The organism is Amycolatopsis sp. cmx-4-83 (assembly GCF_046548815.1).
Classification (GTDB): domain Bacteria; phylum Actinomycetota; class Actinomycetes; order Mycobacteriales; family Pseudonocardiaceae; genus Amycolatopsis; species Amycolatopsis pretoriensis_A.
In genome coordinates, this window is the sequence record NZ_JAEBEF010000012.1 from 111,300 (window position 1) to 131,850 (window position 20,551).

At 70.7% G+C, this 20,551-nt stretch carries 25 protein-coding genes; 11 read left to right on the forward strand and 14 right to left on the reverse strand.

Annotated elements, in window-relative coordinates:
- Positions 1-1,326, forward strand: coding sequence for a serine/threonine-protein kinase (locus ACLJQM_RS34755; RefSeq protein ID WP_360775299.1), 1,326 nt, complete (start codon positions 1-3; stop codon positions 1,324-1,326).
- Complete coding sequence (gene pknB, locus ACLJQM_RS34760) at positions 1,323-3,293, forward strand: Stk1 family PASTA domain-containing Ser/Thr kinase (protein WP_247016167.1); 1,971 nt, start codon at positions 1,323-1,325, stop codon at positions 3,291-3,293. The genes ACLJQM_RS34755 and pknB overlap by 4 nt, the downstream gene beginning before the upstream one ends.
- A gap of 53 nt (positions 3,294-3,346) precedes the next feature.
- Here the strand turns inward: pknB and ACLJQM_RS34765 are convergent, their stop codons facing one another.
- From ACLJQM_RS34765 to ACLJQM_RS34780, 4 genes are all read right to left on the reverse strand, one after another.
- Positions 3,347-3,664 carry an effector-associated constant component EACC1 gene (locus ACLJQM_RS34765; protein ID WP_360775302.1) on the reverse strand — a complete coding sequence of 106 codons (318 nt, stop codon included), beginning with the start codon at positions 3,662-3,664 and terminating at the stop codon, positions 3,347-3,349.
- Positions 3,665-3,764: 100 nt separating this feature from the next.
- The gene (locus tag ACLJQM_RS34770; RefSeq protein WP_410634605.1) at positions 3,765-4,406 is read right to left on the reverse strand and encodes a hypothetical protein; all 642 of its coding nucleotides are present in this window, start codon (positions 4,404-4,406) and stop codon (positions 3,765-3,767) included.
- Positions 4,394-5,185: an ABC transporter ATP-binding protein gene (locus ACLJQM_RS34775; RefSeq protein ID WP_410634607.1), complete on the reverse strand. Its 792-nt coding sequence runs from the start codon at positions 5,183-5,185 to the stop codon at positions 4,394-4,396. Before ACLJQM_RS34775 ends, ACLJQM_RS34770 begins: the two co-directional genes overlap by 13 nt.
- Positions 5,182-5,826 carry an aminodeoxychorismate/anthranilate synthase component II gene (locus ACLJQM_RS34780; protein WP_410634609.1) on the reverse strand — a complete coding sequence of 215 codons (645 nt, stop codon included), beginning with the start codon at positions 5,824-5,826 and terminating at the stop codon, positions 5,182-5,184. The genes ACLJQM_RS34775 and ACLJQM_RS34780 overlap by 4 nt, the downstream gene beginning before the upstream one ends.
- A 476-nt stretch (positions 5,827-6,302) precedes the next feature.
- Here ACLJQM_RS34780 and ACLJQM_RS34785 point away from each other — a divergent pair, with 476 nt between their 5' ends.
- Positions 6,303-7,622 carry an FAD-dependent oxidoreductase gene (locus tag ACLJQM_RS34785; protein ID WP_410634823.1) on the forward strand — a complete coding sequence of 440 codons (1,320 nt, stop codon included), beginning with the start codon at positions 6,303-6,305 and terminating at the stop codon, positions 7,620-7,622.
- Here the strand turns inward: ACLJQM_RS34785 and ACLJQM_RS34790 are convergent.
- Both ACLJQM_RS34790 and ACLJQM_RS34795 read right to left on the reverse strand, forming a co-directional pair.
- On the reverse strand, positions 7,619-8,278 hold the full coding sequence (locus tag ACLJQM_RS34790; RefSeq protein ID WP_360775314.1) for a response regulator transcription factor: 660 nt from the start codon (positions 8,276-8,278) through the stop codon (positions 7,619-7,621). The two genes, ACLJQM_RS34785 and ACLJQM_RS34790, sit on opposite strands and share 4 nt — an antisense overlap.
- Positions 8,218-10,038, reverse strand: a complete 1,821-nt coding sequence (locus ACLJQM_RS34795; RefSeq protein ID WP_410634612.1) for a histidine kinase — start codon at positions 10,036-10,038, stop codon at positions 8,218-8,220. Before ACLJQM_RS34795 ends, ACLJQM_RS34790 begins: the two co-directional genes overlap by 61 nt.
- Positions 10,039-10,210: 172 nt before the next feature.
- On the opposite strand from ACLJQM_RS34795, the gene ACLJQM_RS34800 reads away from it, so the two are divergent.
- From ACLJQM_RS34800 to ACLJQM_RS34810, 3 genes are all read left to right on the forward strand, one after another.
- Positions 10,211-10,924 carry an ABC transporter ATP-binding protein gene (locus tag ACLJQM_RS34800; protein ID WP_410634614.1) on the forward strand — a complete coding sequence of 238 codons (714 nt, stop codon included), beginning with the start codon at positions 10,211-10,213 and terminating at the stop codon, positions 10,922-10,924.
- Positions 10,921-11,655 (forward strand): ABC transporter permease, encoded by a 735-nt coding sequence (locus ACLJQM_RS34805; protein ID WP_247016183.1) that lies wholly within the window; start codon positions 10,921-10,923, stop codon positions 11,653-11,655. Before ACLJQM_RS34800 ends, ACLJQM_RS34805 begins: the two co-directional genes overlap by 4 nt.
- 100 nt (positions 11,656-11,755) lie before the next feature.
- Positions 11,756-12,148 carry an SCO5389 family protein gene (locus ACLJQM_RS34810; RefSeq protein WP_247016185.1) on the forward strand — a complete coding sequence of 131 codons (393 nt, stop codon included), beginning with the start codon at positions 11,756-11,758 and terminating at the stop codon, positions 12,146-12,148.
- Here the strand turns inward: ACLJQM_RS34810 and ACLJQM_RS34815 are convergent.
- From ACLJQM_RS34815 to ACLJQM_RS34830, 4 genes are read right to left on the reverse strand one after another with little or no spacing between them, the layout of a single operon-like run.
- On the reverse strand, positions 12,117-13,106 hold the full coding sequence (locus ACLJQM_RS34815; RefSeq protein ID WP_410634617.1) for an LLM class flavin-dependent oxidoreductase: 990 nt from the start codon (positions 13,104-13,106) through the stop codon (positions 12,117-12,119). The two genes, ACLJQM_RS34810 and ACLJQM_RS34815, sit on opposite strands and share 32 nt — an antisense overlap.
- On the reverse strand, positions 13,103-13,393 hold the full coding sequence (locus ACLJQM_RS34820) for a hypothetical protein (RefSeq protein ID WP_410634619.1): 291 nt from the start codon (positions 13,391-13,393) through the stop codon (positions 13,103-13,105). Before ACLJQM_RS34820 ends, ACLJQM_RS34815 begins: the two co-directional genes overlap by 4 nt.
- Before the next feature lie 29 nt (positions 13,394-13,422).
- Positions 13,423-13,578: a hypothetical protein gene (locus ACLJQM_RS34825; RefSeq protein ID WP_125309437.1), complete on the reverse strand. Its 156-nt coding sequence runs from the start codon at positions 13,576-13,578 to the stop codon at positions 13,423-13,425.
- Positions 13,578-14,651, reverse strand: a complete 1,074-nt coding sequence (locus tag ACLJQM_RS34830; RefSeq protein ID WP_247025429.1) for a class E sortase — start codon at positions 14,649-14,651, stop codon at positions 13,578-13,580. The genes ACLJQM_RS34825 and ACLJQM_RS34830 overlap by 1 nt, the downstream gene beginning before the upstream one ends.
- 192 nt (positions 14,652-14,843) lie before the next feature.
- On the opposite strand from ACLJQM_RS34830, the gene crgA reads away from it, so the two are divergent.
- Both crgA and ACLJQM_RS34840 read left to right on the forward strand, forming a co-directional pair.
- On the forward strand, positions 14,844-15,110 hold the full coding sequence (gene crgA, locus ACLJQM_RS34835) for a cell division protein CrgA (RefSeq protein ID WP_033261030.1): 267 nt from the start codon (positions 14,844-14,846) through the stop codon (positions 15,108-15,110).
- A 112-nt stretch (positions 15,111-15,222) separates the two neighbouring features.
- Complete coding sequence (locus tag ACLJQM_RS34840; protein ID WP_410634622.1) at positions 15,223-15,600, forward strand: PH domain-containing protein; 378 nt, start codon at positions 15,223-15,225, stop codon at positions 15,598-15,600.
- On the opposite strand, the gene ACLJQM_RS34845 is transcribed toward ACLJQM_RS34840, so the two are convergent.
- Together ACLJQM_RS34845 and ACLJQM_RS34850 are read right to left on the reverse strand one after the other, a co-directional pair.
- On the reverse strand, positions 15,597-16,394 hold the full coding sequence (locus ACLJQM_RS34845; RefSeq protein WP_247016193.1) for a rhomboid family intramembrane serine protease: 798 nt from the start codon (positions 16,392-16,394) through the stop codon (positions 15,597-15,599). The genes ACLJQM_RS34840 and ACLJQM_RS34845 overlap by 4 nt on opposite strands.
- A gap of 197 nt (positions 16,395-16,591) precedes the next feature.
- Positions 16,592-17,110: a peptidylprolyl isomerase gene (locus tag ACLJQM_RS34850; protein ID WP_247016195.1), complete on the reverse strand. Its 519-nt coding sequence runs from the start codon at positions 17,108-17,110 to the stop codon at positions 16,592-16,594.
- Between the two features lie 155 nt (positions 17,111-17,265).
- On the opposite strand from ACLJQM_RS34850, the gene ACLJQM_RS34855 reads away from it, so the two are divergent.
- Positions 17,266-17,802 carry a hypothetical protein gene (locus tag ACLJQM_RS34855; RefSeq protein WP_247016197.1) on the forward strand — a complete coding sequence of 179 codons (537 nt, stop codon included), beginning with the start codon at positions 17,266-17,268 and terminating at the stop codon, positions 17,800-17,802.
- Between the two features lie 63 nt (positions 17,803-17,865).
- On the opposite strand, the gene ACLJQM_RS34860 is transcribed toward ACLJQM_RS34855, so the two are convergent.
- Positions 17,866-18,318, reverse strand: a complete 453-nt coding sequence (locus ACLJQM_RS34860) for a DUF6918 family protein (RefSeq protein WP_247016199.1) — start codon at positions 18,316-18,318, stop codon at positions 17,866-17,868.
- Between the two features lie 147 nt (positions 18,319-18,465).
- Entirely contained in the window at positions 18,466-18,993 is a 528-nt protein-coding gene (locus ACLJQM_RS34865; protein ID WP_247016201.1) for a DUF2020 domain-containing protein, read from the reverse strand.
- Positions 18,994-19,109: 116 nt separating this feature from the next.
- On the opposite strand from ACLJQM_RS34865, the gene ACLJQM_RS34870 reads away from it, so the two are divergent.
- A complete protein-coding gene (locus tag ACLJQM_RS34870; protein WP_360775340.1) occupies positions 19,110-19,796 on the forward strand; it encodes a hypothetical protein in 687 nt (228 codons plus the stop codon).
- A gap of 1 nt (position 19,797) precedes the next feature.
- Complete coding sequence (locus ACLJQM_RS34875) at positions 19,798-20,436, forward strand: pyridoxal 5'-phosphate synthase (RefSeq protein ID WP_410634626.1); 639 nt, start codon at positions 19,798-19,800, stop codon at positions 20,434-20,436.
- The last annotated feature ends 115 nt before the right edge of the window (positions 20,437-20,551 follow it).

Below are 20,551 nucleotides of genomic sequence, written 5' to 3' on the forward strand. Positions count from 1 at the left end.
ATGCTGTCCTCGGGCCAGCTGCTGGCCGAGAGGTACAAGCTGACGAGCCGGATCGCCGTCGGCGGGATGGGCGAGGTCTGGCAGGCCAGCGACACCCGCCTGGACCGGACCGTGGCTGTCAAGATCCTCAAGGCCGAACTCTCCGGTGACGCCGAATTCCTCCACCGCTTCCGGACCGAAGCGCGGATGACGGCGTCGCTCAACCACCCCGGCATCGCCGCGGTGCACGACTACGGCGAGACCCTGTTCGACGGCGACCTGTCGATCGCGTACCTGGTGATGGAGCTCGTCGACGGCGACCCGCTGGCCGGCCTGCTGGCCAAGCACGGGCGGCTGTCGGCGGAGTTCACGCTCGACATGCTCGAGCAGGCGGGCAACGCGCTGCAGGCCGCGCACGAACAGGGCCTGGTCCACCGCGACGTCAAGCCGGGCAACATCCTGGTGACGTCGGCGGGCCAGGTGAAGATCACCGACTTCGGGGTGGCGAAGGCCGCGGACGCGGCCCCGGTCACCCGGTCCGGCATGGTCATGGGCACCGCGCACTACATCGCGCCGGAGCAGGCGCTCGGATCCCCGGCCGAGCCGGCGTCCGACGTCTACTCGCTCGCGGTGTGCGGGTACGAATGCCTCGCCGGGCACCGGCCGTTCCTTTCCGAGAACGCCGTCACGGTCGCGATGATGCACATCCGCGACATCGCGCCGCCACTGCCACCCGACGTGCCGCCCGCGGCGCGCGCGGTGATCGAGGCGACGCTGGTCAAGGACCCGCGGCAGCGCTACAACAACGGCGGCGAGTTCGCGGCCGCCGTCGCCGCGGTCCGCGCGGGGCTGCCGCTGCCGGCCCCGTCCGGTCTGGTCAACGCCGCCTACGCGACCGGGCAGCAGCCGCAGCAGCAACCGCCGCCGCCGCAGCAGGTTCCGCAGCAGCCGGTCCCGCCGCAGCAGCAGCACATGCCGGTCGGTCCGCCGTCGCCCGCGGTGAACCCGATGGTCGTCATCGGCCCGCCGTCCCGCCCCGCGGTGCGGCCGGTCATGATGCCGGTCCCGAAGAAGAAGTCCCAATGGGGCTGGTGGGCGCTCCTCGCGGCGATCCTGCTCGTTGTCCTGGTGGCGGGGATCGTGCTGATCGCGAAGATGATCGGCAGCTCCGGCTCGCCGCCGCACACCGGCCAGACGACGAGCCAGGTGGTCCCGGGCAGACAGCCGCCCACGGAAGAGCCGCCCGCTACGAGTGTCCTACCGGCGGAGTCTCCCGGCACGACCGACGATGGCCAGCAAGGCATCATGACCACACCTTGGACGGAATGGAACGGCACCCAGAGATGAGCACACCCAGACTGCTCTCCAACCGGTACGAGCTGGGCGAAACGCTCGGCTACGGAGGCATGTCCGAGGTCCATCACGGCCACGACGTGCGCCTGGGCCGGGAAGTCGCGATCAAGATCCTCCGTGCCGATCTCGCCAGGGACCCGCAGTTCCTGGAGCGCTTCCGCCGTGAAGCGCAGAACGCCGCCGCGCTGAACCACCCGGCGATCGTCGCGGTCTACGACACGGGTGAGGCCAACGCCGAGTTCGGGCCGCTGCCGTACATCGTCATGGAGTACGTCGAAGGCCGGACGCTGCGCGACATCGTCAAGACCGAAGGCCCGATGTCGCAGAAGCGGGCCATGGAGGTCATGGCCGACGTCTGCGCGGCGCTGGACTTCTCCCACCGGCACGGCATCGTGCACCGCGACGTCAAGCCGGCCAACGTGATGATCACGAAGAACGGCGCGGTCAAGGTGATGGACTTCGGCATCGCGCGCGCGATGCACGACGGCCAGTCCGCCATGACCCAGACCGCCGCGGTGATCGGCACGGCGCAGTACCTGTCACCGGAGCAGGCGCGCGGCGAGTCCGTCGACGCCCGCTCCGACGTCTACGCCGCCGGTTGCGTGCTCTACGAACTCATCACCGGCGAGCCGCCGTTCACCGGTGATTCCCCGGTCGCGGTCGCCTACCAGCACGTCCGTGAAGACCCGAGCCCGCCGTCGTCGGTGAACCCGGCGGTGGCGCCCGAGCTCGACGCCGTCGTGCTGAAGGCGCTGGCCAAGGGCCCGGCGAACCGCTACCAGTCGGCGGCGGAGATGCGCTCGGACCTGGTGCGCACGCTCTCGGGCCAGCGCCCGGCGGCGCCGATGGTGATGTCCGAGGACGAGCGCACCCAGGTGATGAACTCCGACCGGCGCCAGCCGCAGCGCTACGAGGAGTACAGCGAACCGGACGACGAGGACCCGAAGGCCAAGCGCCGCCGCCGGACGATCCTGGCCGCGCTCGCCGCGGTGTTCGTGCTCGGCGCGGTGCTGCTGATCATGTGGCTGTCGGGTTCGTTCAAGAGCAACGAATCCACGACGGTGGCGATCCCGGACGTGCTGCACCAGCGGGTGCCGCAGGCCAAGGAAACGTTGATCGGCAAGGGCTTCAAGACGTTCGACACGAAGAACGTCACCTGCGGCGTGCAGCCGACCGACGGCAGCCCGACGTGCACGCAGGACGACATCAACAACGTCGTCAAGATCGACCCGAACGTCGGAACTCCGGTCAGCACGGACGCGAAGATCACCCTCTACGTCGGGGTCGCCCCGGGCAAGGCCAGCGTGCCGGACCTCAAGGGCAAGACGCGCGACCAGGCCGAAAAGGCGCTGACCGACGCGAAGCTGACGCTGAACCCGGACGTCCAGGAAGTCGAGGTCGACGACCCGAACCAGGCCGGCCTGGTGCAGAACCAGACACCGACGGCGTCGTCGGAGGTCGACGAGGGCACCAGCGTGCAGATCACGGTCGCGAAGTCCAAGGAACTCAAGTCGGTCCAGGACTTCACCGGCAAGCCGTACTCGCAGGCCGACTCGGCGCTGCGCGCGCTCGGCTTCAAGACCAAGAAGCTCGAGCAGGCTTCGGACACGGTCCCGAAGGACAGCGTCATCACGCAGAACCCGAACGGCGGTTCGCTGGCCGTGGGGGCGACGATCACGCTGACCGTGTCGACCGGCCCGGAGAACACCGACCAGATCCAGATGCCGACGCTGGTCGGGATGACCACCGACCAGGCGGAGGAAAAGCTGCGGAGCATGGGCTGGACCGGGAAGCTGAACGAGAAGGCCGACCGGAACAGCAACGCGCCGGAAGGCACGATCACCGGCCAGAGCCAGCAGCCGGGCACGCAGATCAGCAAGGACGCGAACATCACGGTCAACGTGTCGGAAGGCAGCGGGATCCCGAGCTTCACGTTCACCCCGCCGACCAGCTCGCGTTAGCGGAGGACAGCGAAAAGGCCCGCACGGTTCGCCGTGCGGGCCTTTTTCGTTCGTCAGGCTTTGTCGAGGAATCCCCGGACGGCGCCGAGCACCTGTTCGGCGTCGCTCGAAGGGCCGCAGTCGAGTTCGAGTTCCTCGGCCGCGCCGGAGCGCTTCACCTTCAGGGAGACGCGGGATTCGCGGCAGCGGTGCAGCCACGCGAAGAGCGAGCTGCAGAAGACGCCGGCGGAGTTGCTCGTCACGCCGACCACGACGGCGTCGAAGAGCTGGACGCGGCCCCGGAGTTCGTCTTCCCCGCGCAGCCAGGCGGCGAGCTCCGGGAGCTCGCCGCCGGAATCCGGCACGGTGATCGCGACGATCCCAGCCGTCACCCGTTCTCCCTTCACCCAGAACCGGAGAGGCCCCGAACCTTAGTCGGCCGCGGGCTCCCGCAGGAAGCCCGGTGCGGAAATTGAATTCTGCAAGTTGCCATCACGAGCGGCGGCGAACGAGAGCCGAGACGCCGGAGAAGCTGGCGGCCAGCAGGACCACCGACGTCCCGAGCGCGAGCGCCAGCGGGCCGGCCACCGGTTCTTCGTCGGTCAGGGCGTGCAGCAGCGGGTGGACCAGCGGGATCTTCGCCAGCAGCACGACGACCAGCGTGATGACGGCGGCGAGCACCGTCCAGCCGATCCGGCCCACCAGCAGCCGCGAGCACGGGAGGGCGATCGCGATGCCCAGCAGCGCGCACGCGAGGTGGGCGAGCAGCCCGATGCCCAGCGCGGACGGCTGGACCTTGAACGACTTGAGCGCCGACCACACCTCGGTGATCACCGTGAGGACGAGCGAACACGCCAGCACCGCGAGCACCGCGCCGGTGATCATCCGCCGCCACTGGCGGGCGTGGCTGAGGGTCACCAGGCGCTGGACCGGGTCTTCGATGTCGAGCAGGGCGATCGTCAGCCAGCACGAGACGACCAGCAAGCCGCCGGCGCTCACGCCGAACAGCGGCAGTGGCGGCGAATTCGGGTCGGCGTAGAGGATCACGCAGAGCGCGAGGTAGGCCAGGAGCGCGGGCAGGTACCGCTGCGAATGGCCGAGCAGCACGAAGTAGTAGCGGGTCATGGCGAGCACGGCGCCACCTCCCGCACCGACCAGCCGTCCTTCAACGCCCGCAGCAGCACCGCGTCCACCGCGGCGACCTCGACGGTGAGCACCACCTGCGCGCCTTCGACGACGGCGTGCCGGACGCCGGGCTCGCCGGCCCAGCCGGTACCGCCGCCGCGCAGGACGATCCGGGTGGTCGGCTCGGTGCTTTCCGCCGTGAGCCTGCCTTCGTCGATGAGGTGGACGACGTCGGCGTGGTCGTGCACGACCTGCGGGCGGTGGTCGGTGAACACGACGCTCGCCCCGCGCGCCCGCGTCTCGGCGACGAGCTCGCCGAGGATCGCGTGCGTGCCGACGTCGAGCCCGGACCACGGCTCGTCGAGGACCAGCAGGTCGGGATGCACCATGACGGCCTGCGCGAGCCCGACCTTCTGCGCGTTGCCCTTGGACAGCGTGCGCAACGGCGCCGCCGGGCCGCCGACCAGCGCGAGCCGCTCGAGCAGCGGGTCGATCATCGAGAGGTCGGTGAGCCCGTGGATGCGCGCCATGTGCCGCAGGTACGCCCGCGCGCCCATCCGCTGGCCGGCCGGGAAGCGGTCCGGCAGGTAGCCGATCCGCGGGGTGCCGGTGAGGGAGCCGGTGGTCGGGTGCGAGACACCGGCCATGATCCGCAGCAGCGTCGACTTCCCGGAGCCGTTGCTGCCGAGGACGCCGACGACGTGCCCGGGCTCGACGCTCAGGTCGACGTCGCGGAGGACGAAGTCACCTCGCCCGTACCGCTTGCCGACCCCCTCGAGCCGGATCACGCAACAGCGGCCTTCTGGAGCGCCTGGGTCGCGCGCTCGAGTTCGTCCACCCGGACCGGGTCGACGGGGTGCCCGGCCGCGGCCAGCCAGTTCGCCAGCATCCGGTGGCCGCCCTCGGTGAGCACGGACTCCGGGTGGAACTGCACGCCTTCCAGCGGCAGCTCGCGGTGGCGCATGCCCATCACGATGCCGGACTCGGTGCGCCCGGTGACCTCGAAGACGTCTTCGGCGATCGTCTCGGGCAGCACGGTCAGCGAGTGGTACCGGGTGGCCGTGAACTCCGCCGGCAGGTCCTTGAGGATGCCGGCGCCGGTGTGGCGCACCTGGCTCGTCTTGCCGTGGAGCAGCTCGGGCGCGCGGTCGACGGTGGCGCCGTAGACGACGCCGAGCGCCTGGTGCCCGAGGCAGACACCGAGCATCGGCGTGCGCGTCTCGGCGCACTTGCGGACGACGTCCATGCTCTGACCAGCGCGTTCGGGCGTCCCGGGGCCGGGCGAGACCAGCACGGCGTCGAACTCGGGCACGCGGTCGAGGTCCACGACGTCGTTGCGCCAGACCGTGCAGTCGGCGCCGAGCTGGGCCAGGTACTGGACCAGGTTGTAGACGAAGCTGTCGTAGTTGTCGACGACGAGGACGCGCATGGCGCCGAGCTTACCGGCTCCCCGGCGCCGCCCTCCACGCCTTGGATTCCGCCGAGGGAAAAGGCCTGGAACCCGAGATTGGGGGTTCTCGGCCTGCGGATTCACGATCTTGCTGATCCCGGTGCAATTTCCGTTCGACCAAAAGCGGGCCGGGTAGTCGCTGCCGTTCCCGGCGGACTCGCCGACGCCCGCACCCTTTTCCGCGAAGGACAGGCAGTCGCCGGAGGCGACGTTCGAACCACGCCGGGTCGTGGGCCGGCGCTCGGAATCGTCACTGCGACGGCACGAACAACTCACGCTGGAAAACGTCGGACAACAGCATGCCAGGCCATTTCGACCCGGTGAGGCATGTCTTGCTCACGACACTGCGCGACCCGGCCCCTCCCACCAGGTGGACCGTACGCGAGATCACATTTCAAGTTAGGTGACCCTAACTTACGGTGGAACGTGTGAGCCGAACTCTTCGCGTAGCCGTGGTGGGCGCCGGTCCCGCCGGGATCTACGCCGCCGACATCCTCGACAAGTCCGACGCCGATGTGCAGATCGACCTGTTCGAGCGCATGCCGGCGCCGTTCGGGCTGATCCGCTACGGCGTCGCCCCCGACCACCCGCGCATCAAGGGCATCGTGACCGCGCTGGAGAAGGTGCTGTCGAAGCCGAACGTCCGGCTGCTGGGCAACATCGACTACGGCACCGACATCAAGCTCGACGAGCTGCGCGAGTTCTACGACGCGGTGATCTTCTCGACCGGTGCGTCGGCCGACCGCGCGCTCGACATCCCGGGCGCCGACCTCGACGGCAGCTACGGCGCCGCCGACTTCGTGTCCTGGTACGACGGGCACCCGGACGTGCCGCGCACCTGGCCGCTGACGGCGTCTTCGGTCGCGGTCCTCGGCGTCGGCAACGTCGCCCTGGACGTCGCGCGCGTCCTGGCGAAGACGGCGGACGAGCTGCTGACCACGGACATCCCGGAGAACGTCTACCAGGGCCTCAAGGCCAGCCCGGTGACCGACGTGCACGTGTTCGGCCGCCGCGGGCCGGCGCAGGCGAAGTTCACGCCGCTGGAGCTGCGCGAGCTCGACCACTCGCCGAACGTCGAGGTCATCGTGTACCCCGAGGACATCGAGTTCGACGAGGGCAGCATCGCGGCGCTGCGGGCGTCGAAGCAGATCGACATGGTCGTGAAGACGTTGCAGGAGTGGGCGATCCGCGAGCCCGGTACCCGGCCGCGGCGGCTGCACCTGCACTTCTTCCACTCCCCCGCGGAGATCGTCGGCACCGGCGGCCGCGTCACCGGGCTGCGCACCGAACGCACCGAGCTCACCGGCGACGGGAACGTCCGCGGCACCGGCGAGTTCCACGACTGGGACGTCCAGGCGGTCTACCGCGCGGTCGGCTACCTGTCCTCGCACCTGCCGGAGATCCCGTTCGACCACACGGCGGGTGTCGTCCCGAACCAGGCCGGCCGTGTGCTGGACCTGGACGAAAACCAGCTCCCCGGCGTGTACGTGACGGGCTGGATCAAGCGCGGCCCGGTCGGCCTGATCGGCCACACGAAGGGCGACGCGGCGGAGACCGTCGCGAGCCTGCTGGCGGACGCGGACACGTTGACGGCGCCGAAGTTCTCCTCGCCCGACGCGATCCTGGACTTCCTGGCCGCGCGCGGGATCCCGTTCACGACGTGGGACGGCTGGGGCCGCTTGGACGCGCACGAGAAGTCGCTCGGTTCGGCGGCGGGCCGGGAGCGGATCAAGGTCGTCGAGCGCGAGGAGATGACGCGGGTTTCGCGCGGCTAGGCGTCCGCGCCGAGGTAGGCGAGAACGGCCAGCACGCGGCGGTTCGTGTCGTCCGAAGCCGTGATCTCGAGCTTCGCGAAGATGTTCGCCGTGTGCTTGCCGACCGCCCCTTCGCTGAAGTGCAGCTTCGCCGCGATCGCCGCGTTCGAGCAGCCTTCGGCCATCAGGCCGAGCACCTCGCGTTCGCGGGCCGTCAACGCGGCCAGCGGGTCGGTGGCGTTGCCCGCCACCAGTTTCGCGATCACCTCGGGGTCCATCACCGTGCCGCCGGCGGCGACCCGGCGGACCGCGTCGATGAACTGGTCCGCGTTGAACACGCGGTCCTTCAACAGGTAGCCGATCGCGCCCGTGCCGTCGGCCAGCAGTTCGCGCGCGTACAGCTGCTCGACGTGCTGGGACAGCACGAGGATCGGCAGCCCCGGCACCTCGCGGCGGGCGGCCAGCGCGACCTGGAGGCCCTCGTCGGTGTTCGTCGGCGGCATCCGGACGTCCACAATGGACACCTCGGGCCGGTGTTCCCGCAGCGCGTCCGCCAGTTCGGGACCGCTGCCGACCGCCGCGACGACGTCGAAGCCGTGCGCCGCGAGGAGGTGCGTCAGACCGTCTCGGAGGAGGTACTGGTCCTCGGCGACGACGGTTCTGGGTAGATCTGACACGGGAGCTCCACGGTCGCCCTGGTCGGCCCGCCGATCGGGCTGGTCAGCGTCAACCTACCGTCGAAGGCGCCCAGCCTGCGTTCGATTCCGCGGAGTCCCGACCCGCGGGCCGGGTTCGCGCCGCCCGGGCCTTCGTCGGTCACCACCAGCGTCAGCAGGTCCTCGTCGAAGGAAACCTCGATCGACGCCCGTTTCGCGCCGTGCTTCGCCGCGTTGCCGAGCAGCTCGGACACGGTGAAGTACGCGCACGCTTCCGCCGGCTCCTCGAGCCGGTCCGGCAGTGAGCCGGTGACCGGCACCTTCAGCGGGCTGTCCAGTGCCAGCGCGCGGATGGCGTCCAGCAGCCCGCGTTCGGAGAGCACCGGCGGGTGGATGCCGCGGATCAGCACCCGCAGCTCGGTGAGCGCCTCCGACGACGACGCGCGCAGCTCGGCCGCGAGCCGTTTCGCCGCGGCCGGGTCGGTGTCCACCAGTGCCTCGACCGCGCCGAGCTTCATGCCCATCGCGACCAGCCGGGACTGGATGCCGTCGTGCAGGTCGCGCTCGATCCGGCGCAGCTCCGCCGCCTGCGCGACCGTGACGTCGGTGCGCGTCTGCTTGAGCCGTTCGACGCGCCGGGCGAGCCGTGACGACTCGGTCGGCCCGAGCCACACCTTGACGAAGCGGGCCTGCTGGCGGGCGAGCCAGGTGGTCGGGACCAGGCCGGCGACGATCATCGCCAGCGCCAGCGGGGTCTGCGCGAGCGCACCCAGGTGCGTCGACACCTCGGGCAGGACCAGCCAGCGGACCGGGGAGCTCACGAACGGCCGCCACCCCCACAGCGTCACCAGACCGACGAGCCCCCAGCCGAGCAACGCGACCGTCGGCAGGGTCAGCGCCAGCGAGACGAGCGGGATCAGGCCGCCGCCGGCGAGGTCGCGCCAGGTGGCCCGGTCGCGCAGGATCCACCGCCTGCGGGCGTGCTGCACCGGCCAGAACGGCTCGTCGTAGAGCTGTTTGCCGACCTGGTAGAGCCCGTCCGGTCGCGGCACCGGCAGGCCGGGCGGCGGCAGGTACGGGCGGGCGATCCGCACCCCGGTCCAGTTCCCGGTTTCGCGGCGCAGCGTGTCGGTGATGGTCCGGCTCCACAGCACGACGGGGGCCGCCACCGGCGTGGCAACGGCGATGACGACCAGCTGCCACGCCGAAAAGACGAACTGCACCAGGGAAAGCACGAGGATGCCGATCTGGTGCCCCAGCGATTCCAGGTGCCGCTGCAGCCGGTTCCCGCGGCGTTCGACCACCGGCCGCGGGCCGAGCCACCAGCGCGTCCACCGGCCGTAGCCGCGCAGCACCGACGGCCCGCCGACCAGCACGGCGACCGGGAGGAACAGCGTGACCAGCGGGTTCACCAGCTGCCACGCGAACTCGCGCTCGGCCGCCGGGTCCTCCAGCGCCCAGGTGAGCCGGTGCTGCCAGCGGATCCAGAACGCCCGCTTGTAGAGCGTGTTGCCGTCGCGGTACCAGCCGTCGCGCTCGCGCACGGGCTCCGGCGGCTCGGGCTGGTACGGCGCTTCGACCTCGACGCCGCACCAGCGCCCGGCCAGCGCCCGGGCCGTCGTCGAGCGGCCGCGGGCCCATTCGACCGCGGGGCCGAGGAAGAACACCAGCCCGGCGCAGAGCAGCGCGAACGCGATCAGCTCGACCAGCACGTCGAACCAGCTCAGCAGCGAACGCGCGGCCAGCGCCAGCGCCCGGCCGAGGGCACGCGGGTACGTCATCCCGGCACCTCCTTTCCCCCCGGAATCTTCGCCGGACCGCCGGCGCGGCCGCGATCCGCGAAGCCCCACGAACGGGGTGGGCCCAGCCCCACCCCCGCTTCAGCAAAACGCTACCTGAGCTGGGGTTTCAGCGTCATTCCGCGCGGGCGGGCCGATTCGTAGCTTTGTCGGCATGCCCCTCATCGAAGTCACCGACCTCCGCAAGCGCTACGGCACCCGGGTCGCGGTCGACGGCGTTTCGTTCACCGTCGAGCGCGGCGAAATCTTCGGCATCCTCGGCACGAACGGCGCCGGGAAGACCACCACCGTCGAATGCCTCCAGGGCCTGCGCCGGGCCGACGGCGGCACGCTCTCCGTGCTCGGCCTCGACCCGGCGACCGACCGCGCGGCGCTGACCCGCCGCGTCGGCGTCCAGCTGCAGGAAAGCCAGCTGCCCGCGAAGCTGCGGGTGCGCGAGGCGCTGGAGCTGTTCGCCTCCTTCTACCCGGACCCGGCGGACATCGACGCCCTGCTCGACCAGCTCGACCTGCGCGACCACGCCCGCAGCGCGTTCGGAAAGCTCTCCGGCGGCCAGAAGCAGCGCGTGTCGATCGCGCTGGCCCTCGTCGGCCGCCCCGAGCTGGCGATCCTCGACGAGCTCACCACCGGGCTCGACCCGCACGCCCGCCGCGAAACCTGGCAGCTGGTCGAGGGCGTGCGCGACACCGGCGTCACGGTCCTGCTCGTCACCCACTTCATGGACGAAGCCGAGCGCCTCTGCGACCGCGTCGCGATCTTCGACGCCGGGCGCGTGGTCGCCACGGGCACCCCGGCCGAGCTCCGCCAATCCGTCAACGCGTCCACTTTGGACGACGCTTTCGTCTCGCTGACCAGGAGTGCGCTGTGAACACCTTCGCCAAGATCACCACCACCGAAACGAAGCTCTTCCTCCGCTCGCCGTTCATGGCGGTCGCGGGCGTCCTGCTGCCGTCGATCCTGCTGCTCGCGATCGGCGCCATCCCCGGCATGACCGAACCCAGCGAAAAGACCGGCGGGTTCCGGTTCATCGACGCGTGGGTGCCGTCACTGATCGTCGTGAGCCTCGCGATGCTCGCGCTGCAGTCGATCCCCGCCGCGGTCACCGCCTACCGCGAGCAAGGGGTGCTGCGCCGGCTGGCCACGACGCCGGTGCACCCGGCGAACCTGCTGGGTGCGCAGCTGCTCATCCACGTCGTGGTCGCGCTCGCGGGCATCGCGCTGGTGCTGGGGCTGGGCAACGCCGTCTACGACGTCCCGCTGCCGAAGCACCCGCTCTCGTTCGCGCTGACGCTGCTGCTCGGCGTCGTCTCGATGTTCGCGCTGGGCCTGGTCGCGGCCGCGGTCGCCCGCACTTCGAAGGCCGCGAACGGCGTCGCGATGGTCGCGTTCCTGCCGACGATGTTCTTCGGCGGCGTGTACCTGCCGCGGCCGCTGCTGCCGGAGGTCGTCCGCCGGATCGGCGACTACGTGCCGCCGGGTTCGCAGCCGCTGCAGGACGCCTGGGTCGGCACCGGGGTGCAGCCGCTGCAACTGGTCGTGCTCGCCGCCTTCGCGGTGGCCGGGACCGCGCTGGCGGCGAAGCTCTTCCGCTGGGAGTGACCAGGCCTTCCGCCATATTGGTGATGATCATCGTTTTCTCTTGTGGCCAGGCCACCCGGCCGGTAGCCAAGAGGGTGGCCCTGCTCAAACTGGAGGTTCGATGTCCCTGGACGTGTCACCCGCGCTGCTGGAGAAGGCCGAGCGCGGGGAGGTCACCGACGCCGAGTTCGTCACCTGCGTCAAGGAATCCCTGCCGTACGCCTGGGAAGTCATCACCGGCGTCATCGCCGACGCCGAGGGCGCCGCGGACGGCTTCGCCGACAACGAGACTCCCCCGCCGAGCGAGGTCGCCCGCGGGCAGCTGCTGCGGGCGCTGGCCTCGGACGCGATCCGCGGCGGTCTCGAGCGGCACTTCGGCGTCAAGCTCGCGTTCCAGAACTGCCACCGGGTCGCCGTGTTCAAGAAGACCGAAGTGGACGGTGACCGCTACCGCGCGTTCGTCTCGCCGCGCGGCCAGCTGCTCAACCAGAGCCCGGAACTGCGGGACTGCTAGCCCGCAGCGCGGGCAGCACCTCGGTGCCGATCCGCGTGATGTTCGCGTAGGTCCCCTCCGGCGTACCCGACGCTTCCACGAGCATCAGCACGTGGGAGACGCCGGTGCGCCGGAGGCTCGTTCCCAGGGTCCGCACGCAGTGGTCCGCGGTCCCCACGGGGTGGATCGCGCAGAGCCGTTCGGTGTACTCCCGCGGGTCCCGCGACGGCCCCGGCCGCCCGTCGACCGTGACGTGCGCCCCCAAACCGTCCTTCAGCCACGCGGGGAGCGCTTCGCGGACGACGGCTTCGTCGCCGACCTGGCAGAGCACGGTCGAGACGTGGTCCGCCGGCTTCCCGTAGGCCGCGACGGTGGCCGCCTTCTCCTCGTCGTCGGCGTGCAGCCCGAGCAGCAGCGGCAGGTTCCGGTCCGCGGCCTGGCGCACGGCGTCCGACTTCGGCCCGCCGCAGGCCACGACGACGTCCGGCCGCCGCTCCGGCGACGGCACGACGGGCACCTTCCGGAACGCGAAGTGCCGGCCCCCGGCGTGCGCCCGGCCGGTGGTGGCGCGGAGGAAGACGTCGAGGGTCTCCTCGAAGCCGGTCTCGTAGCGGTCCAGCCCGGTGCCGAAGACTTCGAGGTCCTGCCAGGGGCCACCGCGCCCCACGCCGATCCGCAGCCGGCCGCCGGAGACGGCGTCGAGCAGGGCCCACTGCTCGGCCAGCGCCACCGGGTGCGTCGTCGACAGGACGCTCACCGCGGTCCCGACGCCGATCCGCGACGTCCGCCCGAGCACGTGTGCGGCCAGCGTGATGGCCGACGGGCAGACGCCGTAGGGCACGAAGTGGTGCTCGGCGAACCAGACGTCGTCGAAGCCGGCTTCTTCGGCCAGCTCGGCCGCGCGGACGGACCGGCGCAGGACGTCGGAGTCGCGTTGCCCGGGGAACCGGCCGCTGACCAGGAAGACCCCGAACCTCAAGGGCCGAGCCCGACCAGCAGGCGCGCGGTCGGCAGCCCGCTCTCGAGGTACTGCACGAACAGCTCGTTGTGCAGAGCCTGCGCGACGACCAGGCCGGACCGGTTGAGCCCGGCGTGGCAGCGCACGAGCGTCGACCGGCCCGCGCGCACCGCATCGGCGGCCAGCACCGCGAACCGCTCGGCGCCGGCGATCTGCGCCTCGCTCAACGGCCCGTCCGGCATCTCGGCGAGGTGGTGTTCGACGCCGGGCGGCGGCCCGTGCCCTTCGCGCTGGTACAGGCTCAGCACGAGGTCGTCCCGGTCCTTCCGCCGCGTCTTCAGTTGACCGCGACCTCGTTGAACCACAGCCGCGGCTCCAGCCACGGGAAGATCACGAACATCAGCAGCGCGACCACGCCGAGCACGAGGACCACCGCGATCGTCAGCTTGACCGCGAAGGGGCCGGGGAACTTCCGCCAGAGCCAGGCGTACATCAGGCCTCCCCGATCTTCGAAAGCAGGTCGCCGTAGTCCTTGACCTGGTTCTTCGGCACCTGCTGGGTCAGCACCGACGTGATGATGAGCCGCTCGCGGGCGGAGAACTGCGGGTGGCACGTCGTGAGCGTGAGCAGCGCCGCCTGCTGGGCCTTCGGGAGCGTCTCGGCGTCCTTGTACGGGACCGGGTTCACCGCGGTGCCCTGGCTGGGCAGCACGACCTTGCGGCCGAACGTCTCGCTGTACGCCCCGCCGTCTTCGGCGTTGGGGTCGCGCAGCGTCGAGACGCCCTTGCACTTCGGGTCGGCGCCCTTGGTGCCCGCCCAGTTCTCGATCTCGTCGTCGTAGGGCAGGACCTTGTAGATGTAGAAGTCGGTCGAAGTCTCGATCACGATCTGGTCACAAGACGAGAGGTTGTCCAGGTCGTTGAACGGGGCACCTTTGCCGACGCGGTGGCCGGCCACGGCGAAGTTGCCGGGCTCGCCGGGCAGCGACGTGCCCTTGTAGTGGCCCGGGCCGACCTCGAGCGCGGTCTCGTCGGTGCCTTCCTGGATGGTGAAGTTGTAGTCGACGCCGAACGTCGGGATGTGGATCCGGGCGAACGCCTTGCCGTCGATCAGCTCGGGGTGCAGCGTCCGGTCGTGCGCCCACTCGCCGTCGAGCTGGTCGCTCGCCTCGGACTGCTTGCCCGCCGAGAACAGGTCGGTCACGTACAGCTCGTAGACCATGAACAGCAGTACGACCAGGCCCAGCGTGATGAGGACTTCGCCGGCCGTCCGGATCGCGACGCCGCCCTTGCCCAGCGGGGCCGGGGCGGGCTTCTCCTTGGTCGCGGCGCCGCCCTTCCCGACCGGGGCGAAGACGATGGTCTCCTCGTTCGCACCCGCGGGCGGCGGGCTCGCGTACCGGCGGGGCGCCGGGGCGGGCGAACGCCGGGGCGGCTGCTGCCCCTGCGGCCCGCGCTGGGGCGGCCGGGGCGGCACCTGGCCGCGAGGGGGCGTGGCCGGACGACGCGGCGGCACCGGCCGCTGTCCTGGGTGTCTGCGCCGGTCGTCATCCGGTCCTTCGCGCATCTCCACGCAAGCTCCTCTCAAGCCGCGCCGAACCCTGGGTGACGCCGTTGTCACGGTGCGGGAAAATCCGACCACTCCGGCCGCTGCTTTCCTGCGGTCGTTTACGTTAACGTGTGCACGTGGCGCTGGTTGCGCACCCTCAGCGGGACATCGCCACCAGACGAGCCCGAAGAGCACCGCGAGGAACACACGATGCCCAAGTCCAAGGTCCGCAAGAAGACCGCTTACACCCCGCCTGCCGACCGGCGCACGCCGGTGAAGGTGCGGGCCGCCGGCCCGACCGGCCTCGCCTGGAAGATCCCCATGTTCGGGCTGATGCTCGTGGGCCTGGTGTGGCTGCTGGTGAACTACATCGCCGGTGACAAGATTTCCTGGATGGCCGATCTGGGCAACTGGAACTTCGCCGGCGGTTTCGCGCTGATGATCGCGGGTCTGCTGATGACCATGCGCTGGCGTTGATTATTACTCCGAACGGCGGCTTGACGCCGAATTACACCGGTGTGACTCATCCCCAGTGTGGATAACCCCTGTGGATAACTACCTCACCTCTTGGGCGCCCCGGCAGGCCGTTGTGGTATCGGCTTGGGCGGTCACGGCGCTGCTGCTGGCCGGCGTGGTGTTCGACGCGCTGTCGGGCGACCGCGGTGGGTTGGTGCTGTTCGTGCTGGCGGCCGTGGCCGTCGGCGCGTTCGCGACCCACGCCACGCTCGTCCGGCCGCGGCTGGCGGCCGATGCCGAGGGCTTGGTGGCCCGCACGCTGGGTGGCACGCACCGGCTGCCGTGGGCGCAGACCCGCACCCGGCTGCGCACCACGCGCCGGCTGGGCCGTGACGGCGTCACCCTCGAGCTCGAGCACGACGAGCAGCTCTACGTCTTCGGGTGGCTGGACCTCGGCGAGGACCCGCGGGACGTCCTGGACGTCCTCAGCACGCTGCGTGCGCGCGGCTAGGCCGCGCAGACGTAGGTCTGGACGCCGCGGTACGGGAGGAAACCGCAGGTCGCCGTCCCGAACCGGGTGGCTTGGTAGGCCAGCAGGCCGACGATGGCGACCACGATGATCGCGATGCCGATGGCCTGCCAGCGCGCCTGGCCCTCCTGCGGGGCGTAGAGCAGCGCGACGGTGACCACCGCCCCGGTCACCAGGCCGCCGACGTGGGCCCAGATCGAGATGCCCGGGATGCCGAACGTGATGAAGGCGTTCAGGGCGAGGGTGATGATCAGCCCGGTCGGGTTCAGCCGCAGCTTCAGCACGAGCACCGCGTAGGCGCCCATCAGGCCGAACAGCGCGCCGGACGCGCCGACCGTCGGCGGACCGTTCTGGTCGAAGATCAGGACGGCGGCGGACGCGCCGAGCATCGAGGTGAAGTAGAGGGCGAGGTAGCGGCCGCGGCCGCACACCTGCTCCAGGGCCCGGCCCATCATCCACAGCGAGAACGAGTTGACCGCGATGTGGATGAGCCCGTAGTGCAGGAACCCGTTGGTCAGGACCCGCCACCACTCGTCGTTGCCCAGGGTCGCGGCGACGTAGAGGCTGCCGCGCTGGAAGACGGCCGAGGTGTCGTTGTCGTTGAGGCTCTGCGCCTGGAACGCCGTGAAGAGGTAGACCAGGACGTTCACCGCGAGGATGACCTGGGTGACGAGCACGGACTTCGACAGGCGCGCACCGAAGACCGTCCGCTGGCCGAAGCCGGCTTCCTGGTGTTCGCGGTGCTGACGGCGCTGCTGCTGGCCCCCGGCGTGCACGCAGTCGGTGCACTGGAAGCCGACGGGCGCTTCGCGGAGGCAATCCGGGCACGCCGGACGCCCGCACCGGGAACAGCTCAATCCGGTCGGGCGGTTCGGGTGCCACCAGCACCCGGGGAGCGCGGCTTGTTCGGCGGCGGGGTTCGGCGGTTGGTTCACGATGTGACCAACCTACCGAAACCTCGCCGAGTCAGCCGTCAGTGCTCGACGGTGACCTTCTCGATCACGACGTCGGTCAGCGGGCGGTCCGCCGGGCCGGTCGCGGTGCGCGCGATCGCGTCGACGACGTTGCGCGACTCCTGGTCGGCCACCTCGCCGAAGATCGTGTGGCGGAAGTTCAGGTGGGCGGTCGGCGCCACGGTGATGAAGAACTGCGAGCCGTTGGTGCCCGGCCCGGCGTTCGCCATGGCCAGCAGGTACGGCTTGCTGAACTGCAGCTCCGGGTGGAACTCGTCGCCGAACTTGTAGCCGGGGCCGCCGCGGCCGGTGCCGGTCGGGTCGCCGCCCTGCAGCATGAAGCCGTCGATGACCCGGTGGAAGATCGAACCGTCGTAGAAGGGCCCGGAGTTCGTGCCCGCCGCGTTGGGCTGGGTGTACTCCTTGGTGCCTTCCGCGAGCCCGACGAAGTTCGCGACCGTCTTCGGCGCGTGGTCGGGGAGCAGGTTCAGGTGGATGTCACCCTGGTTGGTGTGCAGCGTAGCTTTCACGAGACTCATCGTGCCATCTCCCACATCGTTCGGGGGTCCGGGGGCGCGCCCCCGGCTGGGGTCTGGGGTTTGACCCCAGAAGGACAGAGCGGGCGGCGCGGAAAAGGGGCACGATAGGTTACGGGTAACAGAGCAGTGTCAAAACGAATGATGAGGTGAAGCCCATGTCCCGGGCGACAGCCCAGGCCGTCGAGACCGCCGACAAACTCGTCACCGAGGGTGTCAAGCAGGGGCGGCGCGCGCAGAAGAAGCTCGCGAAGAAGACGGAACTGACCCGCAAGGAGCTCAAGAAGAGCTCGAAGGCCGCTCGCCAGGAGGCGCTCGCGCGCCTGTCCGAGCTGCGCAAGCCGGGTCGCAAGGCGAAGAAGGCCGCCATCAAGGCCGCGAAAGCGGCCGGCGACTCGAAGCGCCGCGGCAAGAAGGACTTCAAGGCGGCGAAGAAGGACTTCTACGCTGCCGTGACCGAGGCCAAGTCGGCCGCGAAGGGCACCCGCAGCCGTCGCAAGTGGCCGTGGCTGCTCGGCCTGGTCGTGGTCGGCGCCGGCGCCGCCTACGCCCTCCGTTCGAAGCAGGAGCCGCCGGTCGCGCCCGCGCCGCCGAAGGCCACCCCGCCCGCGCCGAAGCCCGCCGAAACGGCGAAGCCGACCCCGCAGGCGAACGGCAAGGCGCCCTCCGCGGCGCCCGCCGAAAAGAAGAACTGATAGCGACGCGAAGAGGCCCCCGGGGGTGCACCGGGGGCCTCTTCAGTCGTGCTCCGAGCTAGCTCACGCGTTGGCGGCGTGCTTGTCGACCAGCGCGCCGAGCCTCGGCAGCGCCTCCTCGACGTTCTTCTTGCCGTTCGGGCGCAGCTTGCCGTAGACCTTCTTGATGCTGTCACGGCTGCTGCGCTCCGCGCGCGAGTCGGTGACGCTCAGCAGCGCGTCGGAAGCCTCGTCCGAGCGGCTGGTCAGGTAGGCGCCGAAGTCGTTGCCACCCTTGGCGCGGTAGTCGCCGTAGAACGGCTCGAGCGCGACCACGAAGTCGGGGAGCAGGGTGTCGACGGCCGAGGGGATGATGCCCGGCTTGATCTTCTTGACGGCCGCGAAGCCGGTCTTCACAACGGCACCCGAAACGCCGCCCTTGTCCGAGACCTCGGCGTCGACGAGGGTCTCGAAGTCGGTCACGACCGCCGGGCGACGGCTGGAGTCGAGCAGGATTTCCTTGAGGGTGTCAGCCACGAATCTTGTCCTTTGTCGTTGCAGAGTTGGTGCCCCGCCCCGGGGTGGGGATGCCCCGGTGGCTGCGGTGCGCGAGTCCACGAAGCCTGCGCGTGACGCACAGGGTAATACAAGATCAACATCACTCACCCGTGTGGAGCCCGCTACCTAGAGCTTCAGGGCAGCGATAGCCTTCTTGACCACTGTGCGTGCCTTCACGCTTTGCTTCTGGTTCGTGGTCGCGATGACCGCCGCGGAGCCCTTGGCGACAGCGTAGACAGCGCCGTCGTCGGTGGACAAATAGCCGCCCTTCCAGCCGGAAGGGTCGCTCGCCGGGTTCGACGAGTCCACCGGCGCCGCTTGGTTGACCAGCGCCGTCGCCGTTTTCGCGTCCCCGACGTACACCCGGACGGTGAGCTGGACCTTCCCGTCCGGGCGATAGAAGAAGCACGCCGGGTGGGGCTGGTCGGCGGACACGCGCACCTTCGACACGTGCTGGCCGTTCGAGTCGGCCACGAATTCGCTGCCGAGGTAAGGGCAGTCCTCGGTCGCACCGGGTTGCGGCTCCGGCGGCAGCCCGGCGGCCGCGGCGGAGGAGGCGGACGGCGAACTGGGCGTCGCGGTGCCGGACACGATGGCGGGGCCGCAGCCGGCCAGGAGGACCGCGGCGGGCGCGAGAAGTACGAGTCGTCGCATAGCGCGCACAGTCAACCATGCGGCGTGTGTGAAAACCGCTGGCTGAAGACGCCGGGACGCCGAGGCGTGCGACGATGGCGGCGAGTGGTCCGGTTCACGACCCGAGGAGGTCCGGCGTGCTCACCCCCGAGCAGTACCTCGGCGCGGTGGCCGAGCGCATCCAGCGCTCGGGCGGCCGGCTGAACTCCGTGCAGATCGGGCCCGCGACGGCCGTCGTCGGCCTGTTCACCGAGTCGGTGATGCTCTCGACGATGAACTACTGCGTCATCGCCGCGGCCGTGCCCGAGGTCAGCGCCGCGGCGCTGTACGACTTCACCGGCCGCGCCACGCAGCACGCTCGCGCGAACCTCATCGGCACCATGGGCTGGACCGCGGCGTCGGTGGTCATCGCCGGGCTGGTCGGCCAGCGCGTGTACCCGGACGCCGCGCAGGCCGCGTCCGCGAAGTCGGGCAACCAGTTCGGCGGCGAGACGCGGATGGTCGCGGTGGACCTCTCGGCCGGGCAGATGTTCGCGTTCGTCGGCGGGAAGTTCTGGGGCGCCGCGGTGCAGGGTTCGGTCAACGCCAAGCTGACGTACTGCTTCCCGCAGCCCGCCGAGGTCTACCAGCAGGTGCAGTGGCAGCAGGCCCAGCACCAGCAGCAGCAACCACCGGTCCAGCAGCAACCGCCCGCGCAGCAGCCGCCGCCGGGCTGGCAGCAGCAGGCGCCGATGCCGCAGGTGCCGCCCCCGCCTGCCGTCGGCCCGGGCGGTCCCCAGCCGCCCGTCTACCCGCCGCCGGGGCACCAGCCGTACGGTCGTTGACATGGTGCAGCTGCGCGGGTGGCCGTCGTTCCCCGAAGAACTCCCTGTGTTCACGCCGGAAACGGCGCCGCCGGACCCGCGGGCGCTGTTCCTGGACTGGCTGACCGAAGCCGGCGAGCACGTGCTCGCGCCGCACGCCGTCACACTGTCCACAGTGGACGCCGATGGTGCGCCCGACGCCCGCGTCGTGATCCTCAAGGACGTCGGCACGGCCGGCTGGGCGGTCGCGACCAGCTCCGAAAGCCCGAAGGGCCTGCAGCTGAGCAAGGACCCGCGGGCCGCGCTGACGTTCTTCTGGCCCGGCCGCGGCCGCCAGGTCCGGCTGCGCGGGCCGGTTTCCCCGGCCGCGCCCGAAGTTTCGGCGGAGGACTTCCTCGCCCGGCCGCCGGCGTCCCGCGTCGAGGCGTTCATCGGGCGCCAGTCCCAGGTGCTGGCCGACCCGGCGGACCTCGTCGCCGCGGCCGCGGAAGCGGAGCGCTGGGTCGAAGAAAACCCCGGCACCGCCCCGGAAACGTGGACGCGGTACTTCGTGGACCCGGACGTCGTCGAGTTCTGGCAGGCGAGCCACGACCGCCGGCACGTCCGGTTGCGGTACCGCAAGACCGGCGGCGGCTGGGTCCGCGAACGCCTCTGGCCCTGAGAAGCCCTGATCGGGGGTATCCCGTACGCGGGCGGCTGTGCGCATGATGCACCCATGCGCTCGAAGCTCCTGACCGCCGGGCTCGTCCTGGGGGACGACCGAAGCTGACGGATCC

What these genes read in the sequence shown, in the direction of transcription:
- ACLJQM_RS34755 (WP_360775299.1), top strand. Translation starts at nt 1, where the DNA reads ATGCTGTCCTCGGGCCAGCTGCTGGCCGAGAGGTACAAGCTGACGAGC.
- pknB (WP_247016167.1), top strand. Translation starts at nt 1,323, where the DNA reads ATGAGCACACCCAGACTGCTCTCCAACCGGTACGAGCTGGGCGAAACG.
- ACLJQM_RS34780 (WP_410634609.1), bottom strand. Translation starts at nt 5,826, where the DNA reads ATGCGCGTCCTCGTCGTCGACAACTACGACAGCTTCGTCTACAACCTG.
- ACLJQM_RS34795 (WP_410634612.1), bottom strand. Translation starts at nt 10,038, where the DNA reads ATGACGTACCCGCGTGCCCTCGGCCGGGCGCTGGCGCTGGCCGCGCGT.
- ACLJQM_RS34800 (WP_410634614.1), top strand. Translation starts at nt 10,211, where the DNA reads ATGCCCCTCATCGAAGTCACCGACCTCCGCAAGCGCTACGGCACCCGG.
- ACLJQM_RS34810 (WP_247016185.1), top strand. Translation starts at nt 11,756, where the DNA reads ATGTCCCTGGACGTGTCACCCGCGCTGCTGGAGAAGGCCGAGCGCGGG.
- ACLJQM_RS34825 (WP_125309437.1), bottom strand. Translation starts at nt 13,578, where the DNA reads ATGTACGCCTGGCTCTGGCGGAAGTTCCCCGGCCCCTTCGCGGTCAAG.
- ACLJQM_RS34830 (WP_247025429.1), bottom strand. Translation starts at nt 14,651, where the DNA reads ATGCGCGAAGGACCGGATGACGACCGGCGCAGACACCCAGGACAGCGG.
- crgA (WP_033261030.1), top strand. Translation starts at nt 14,844, where the DNA reads ATGCCCAAGTCCAAGGTCCGCAAGAAGACCGCTTACACCCCGCCTGCC.
- ACLJQM_RS34850 (WP_247016195.1), bottom strand. Translation starts at nt 17,110, where the DNA reads ATGAGTCTCGTGAAAGCTACGCTGCACACCAACCAGGGTGACATCCAC.
- ACLJQM_RS34855 (WP_247016197.1), top strand. Translation starts at nt 17,266, where the DNA reads ATGTCCCGGGCGACAGCCCAGGCCGTCGAGACCGCCGACAAACTCGTC.
- ACLJQM_RS34865 (WP_247016201.1), bottom strand. Translation starts at nt 18,993, where the DNA reads ATGCGACGACTCGTACTTCTCGCGCCCGCCGCGGTCCTCCTGGCCGGC.
- ACLJQM_RS34875 (WP_410634626.1), top strand. Translation starts at nt 19,798, where the DNA reads ATGGTGCAGCTGCGCGGGTGGCCGTCGTTCCCCGAAGAACTCCCTGTG.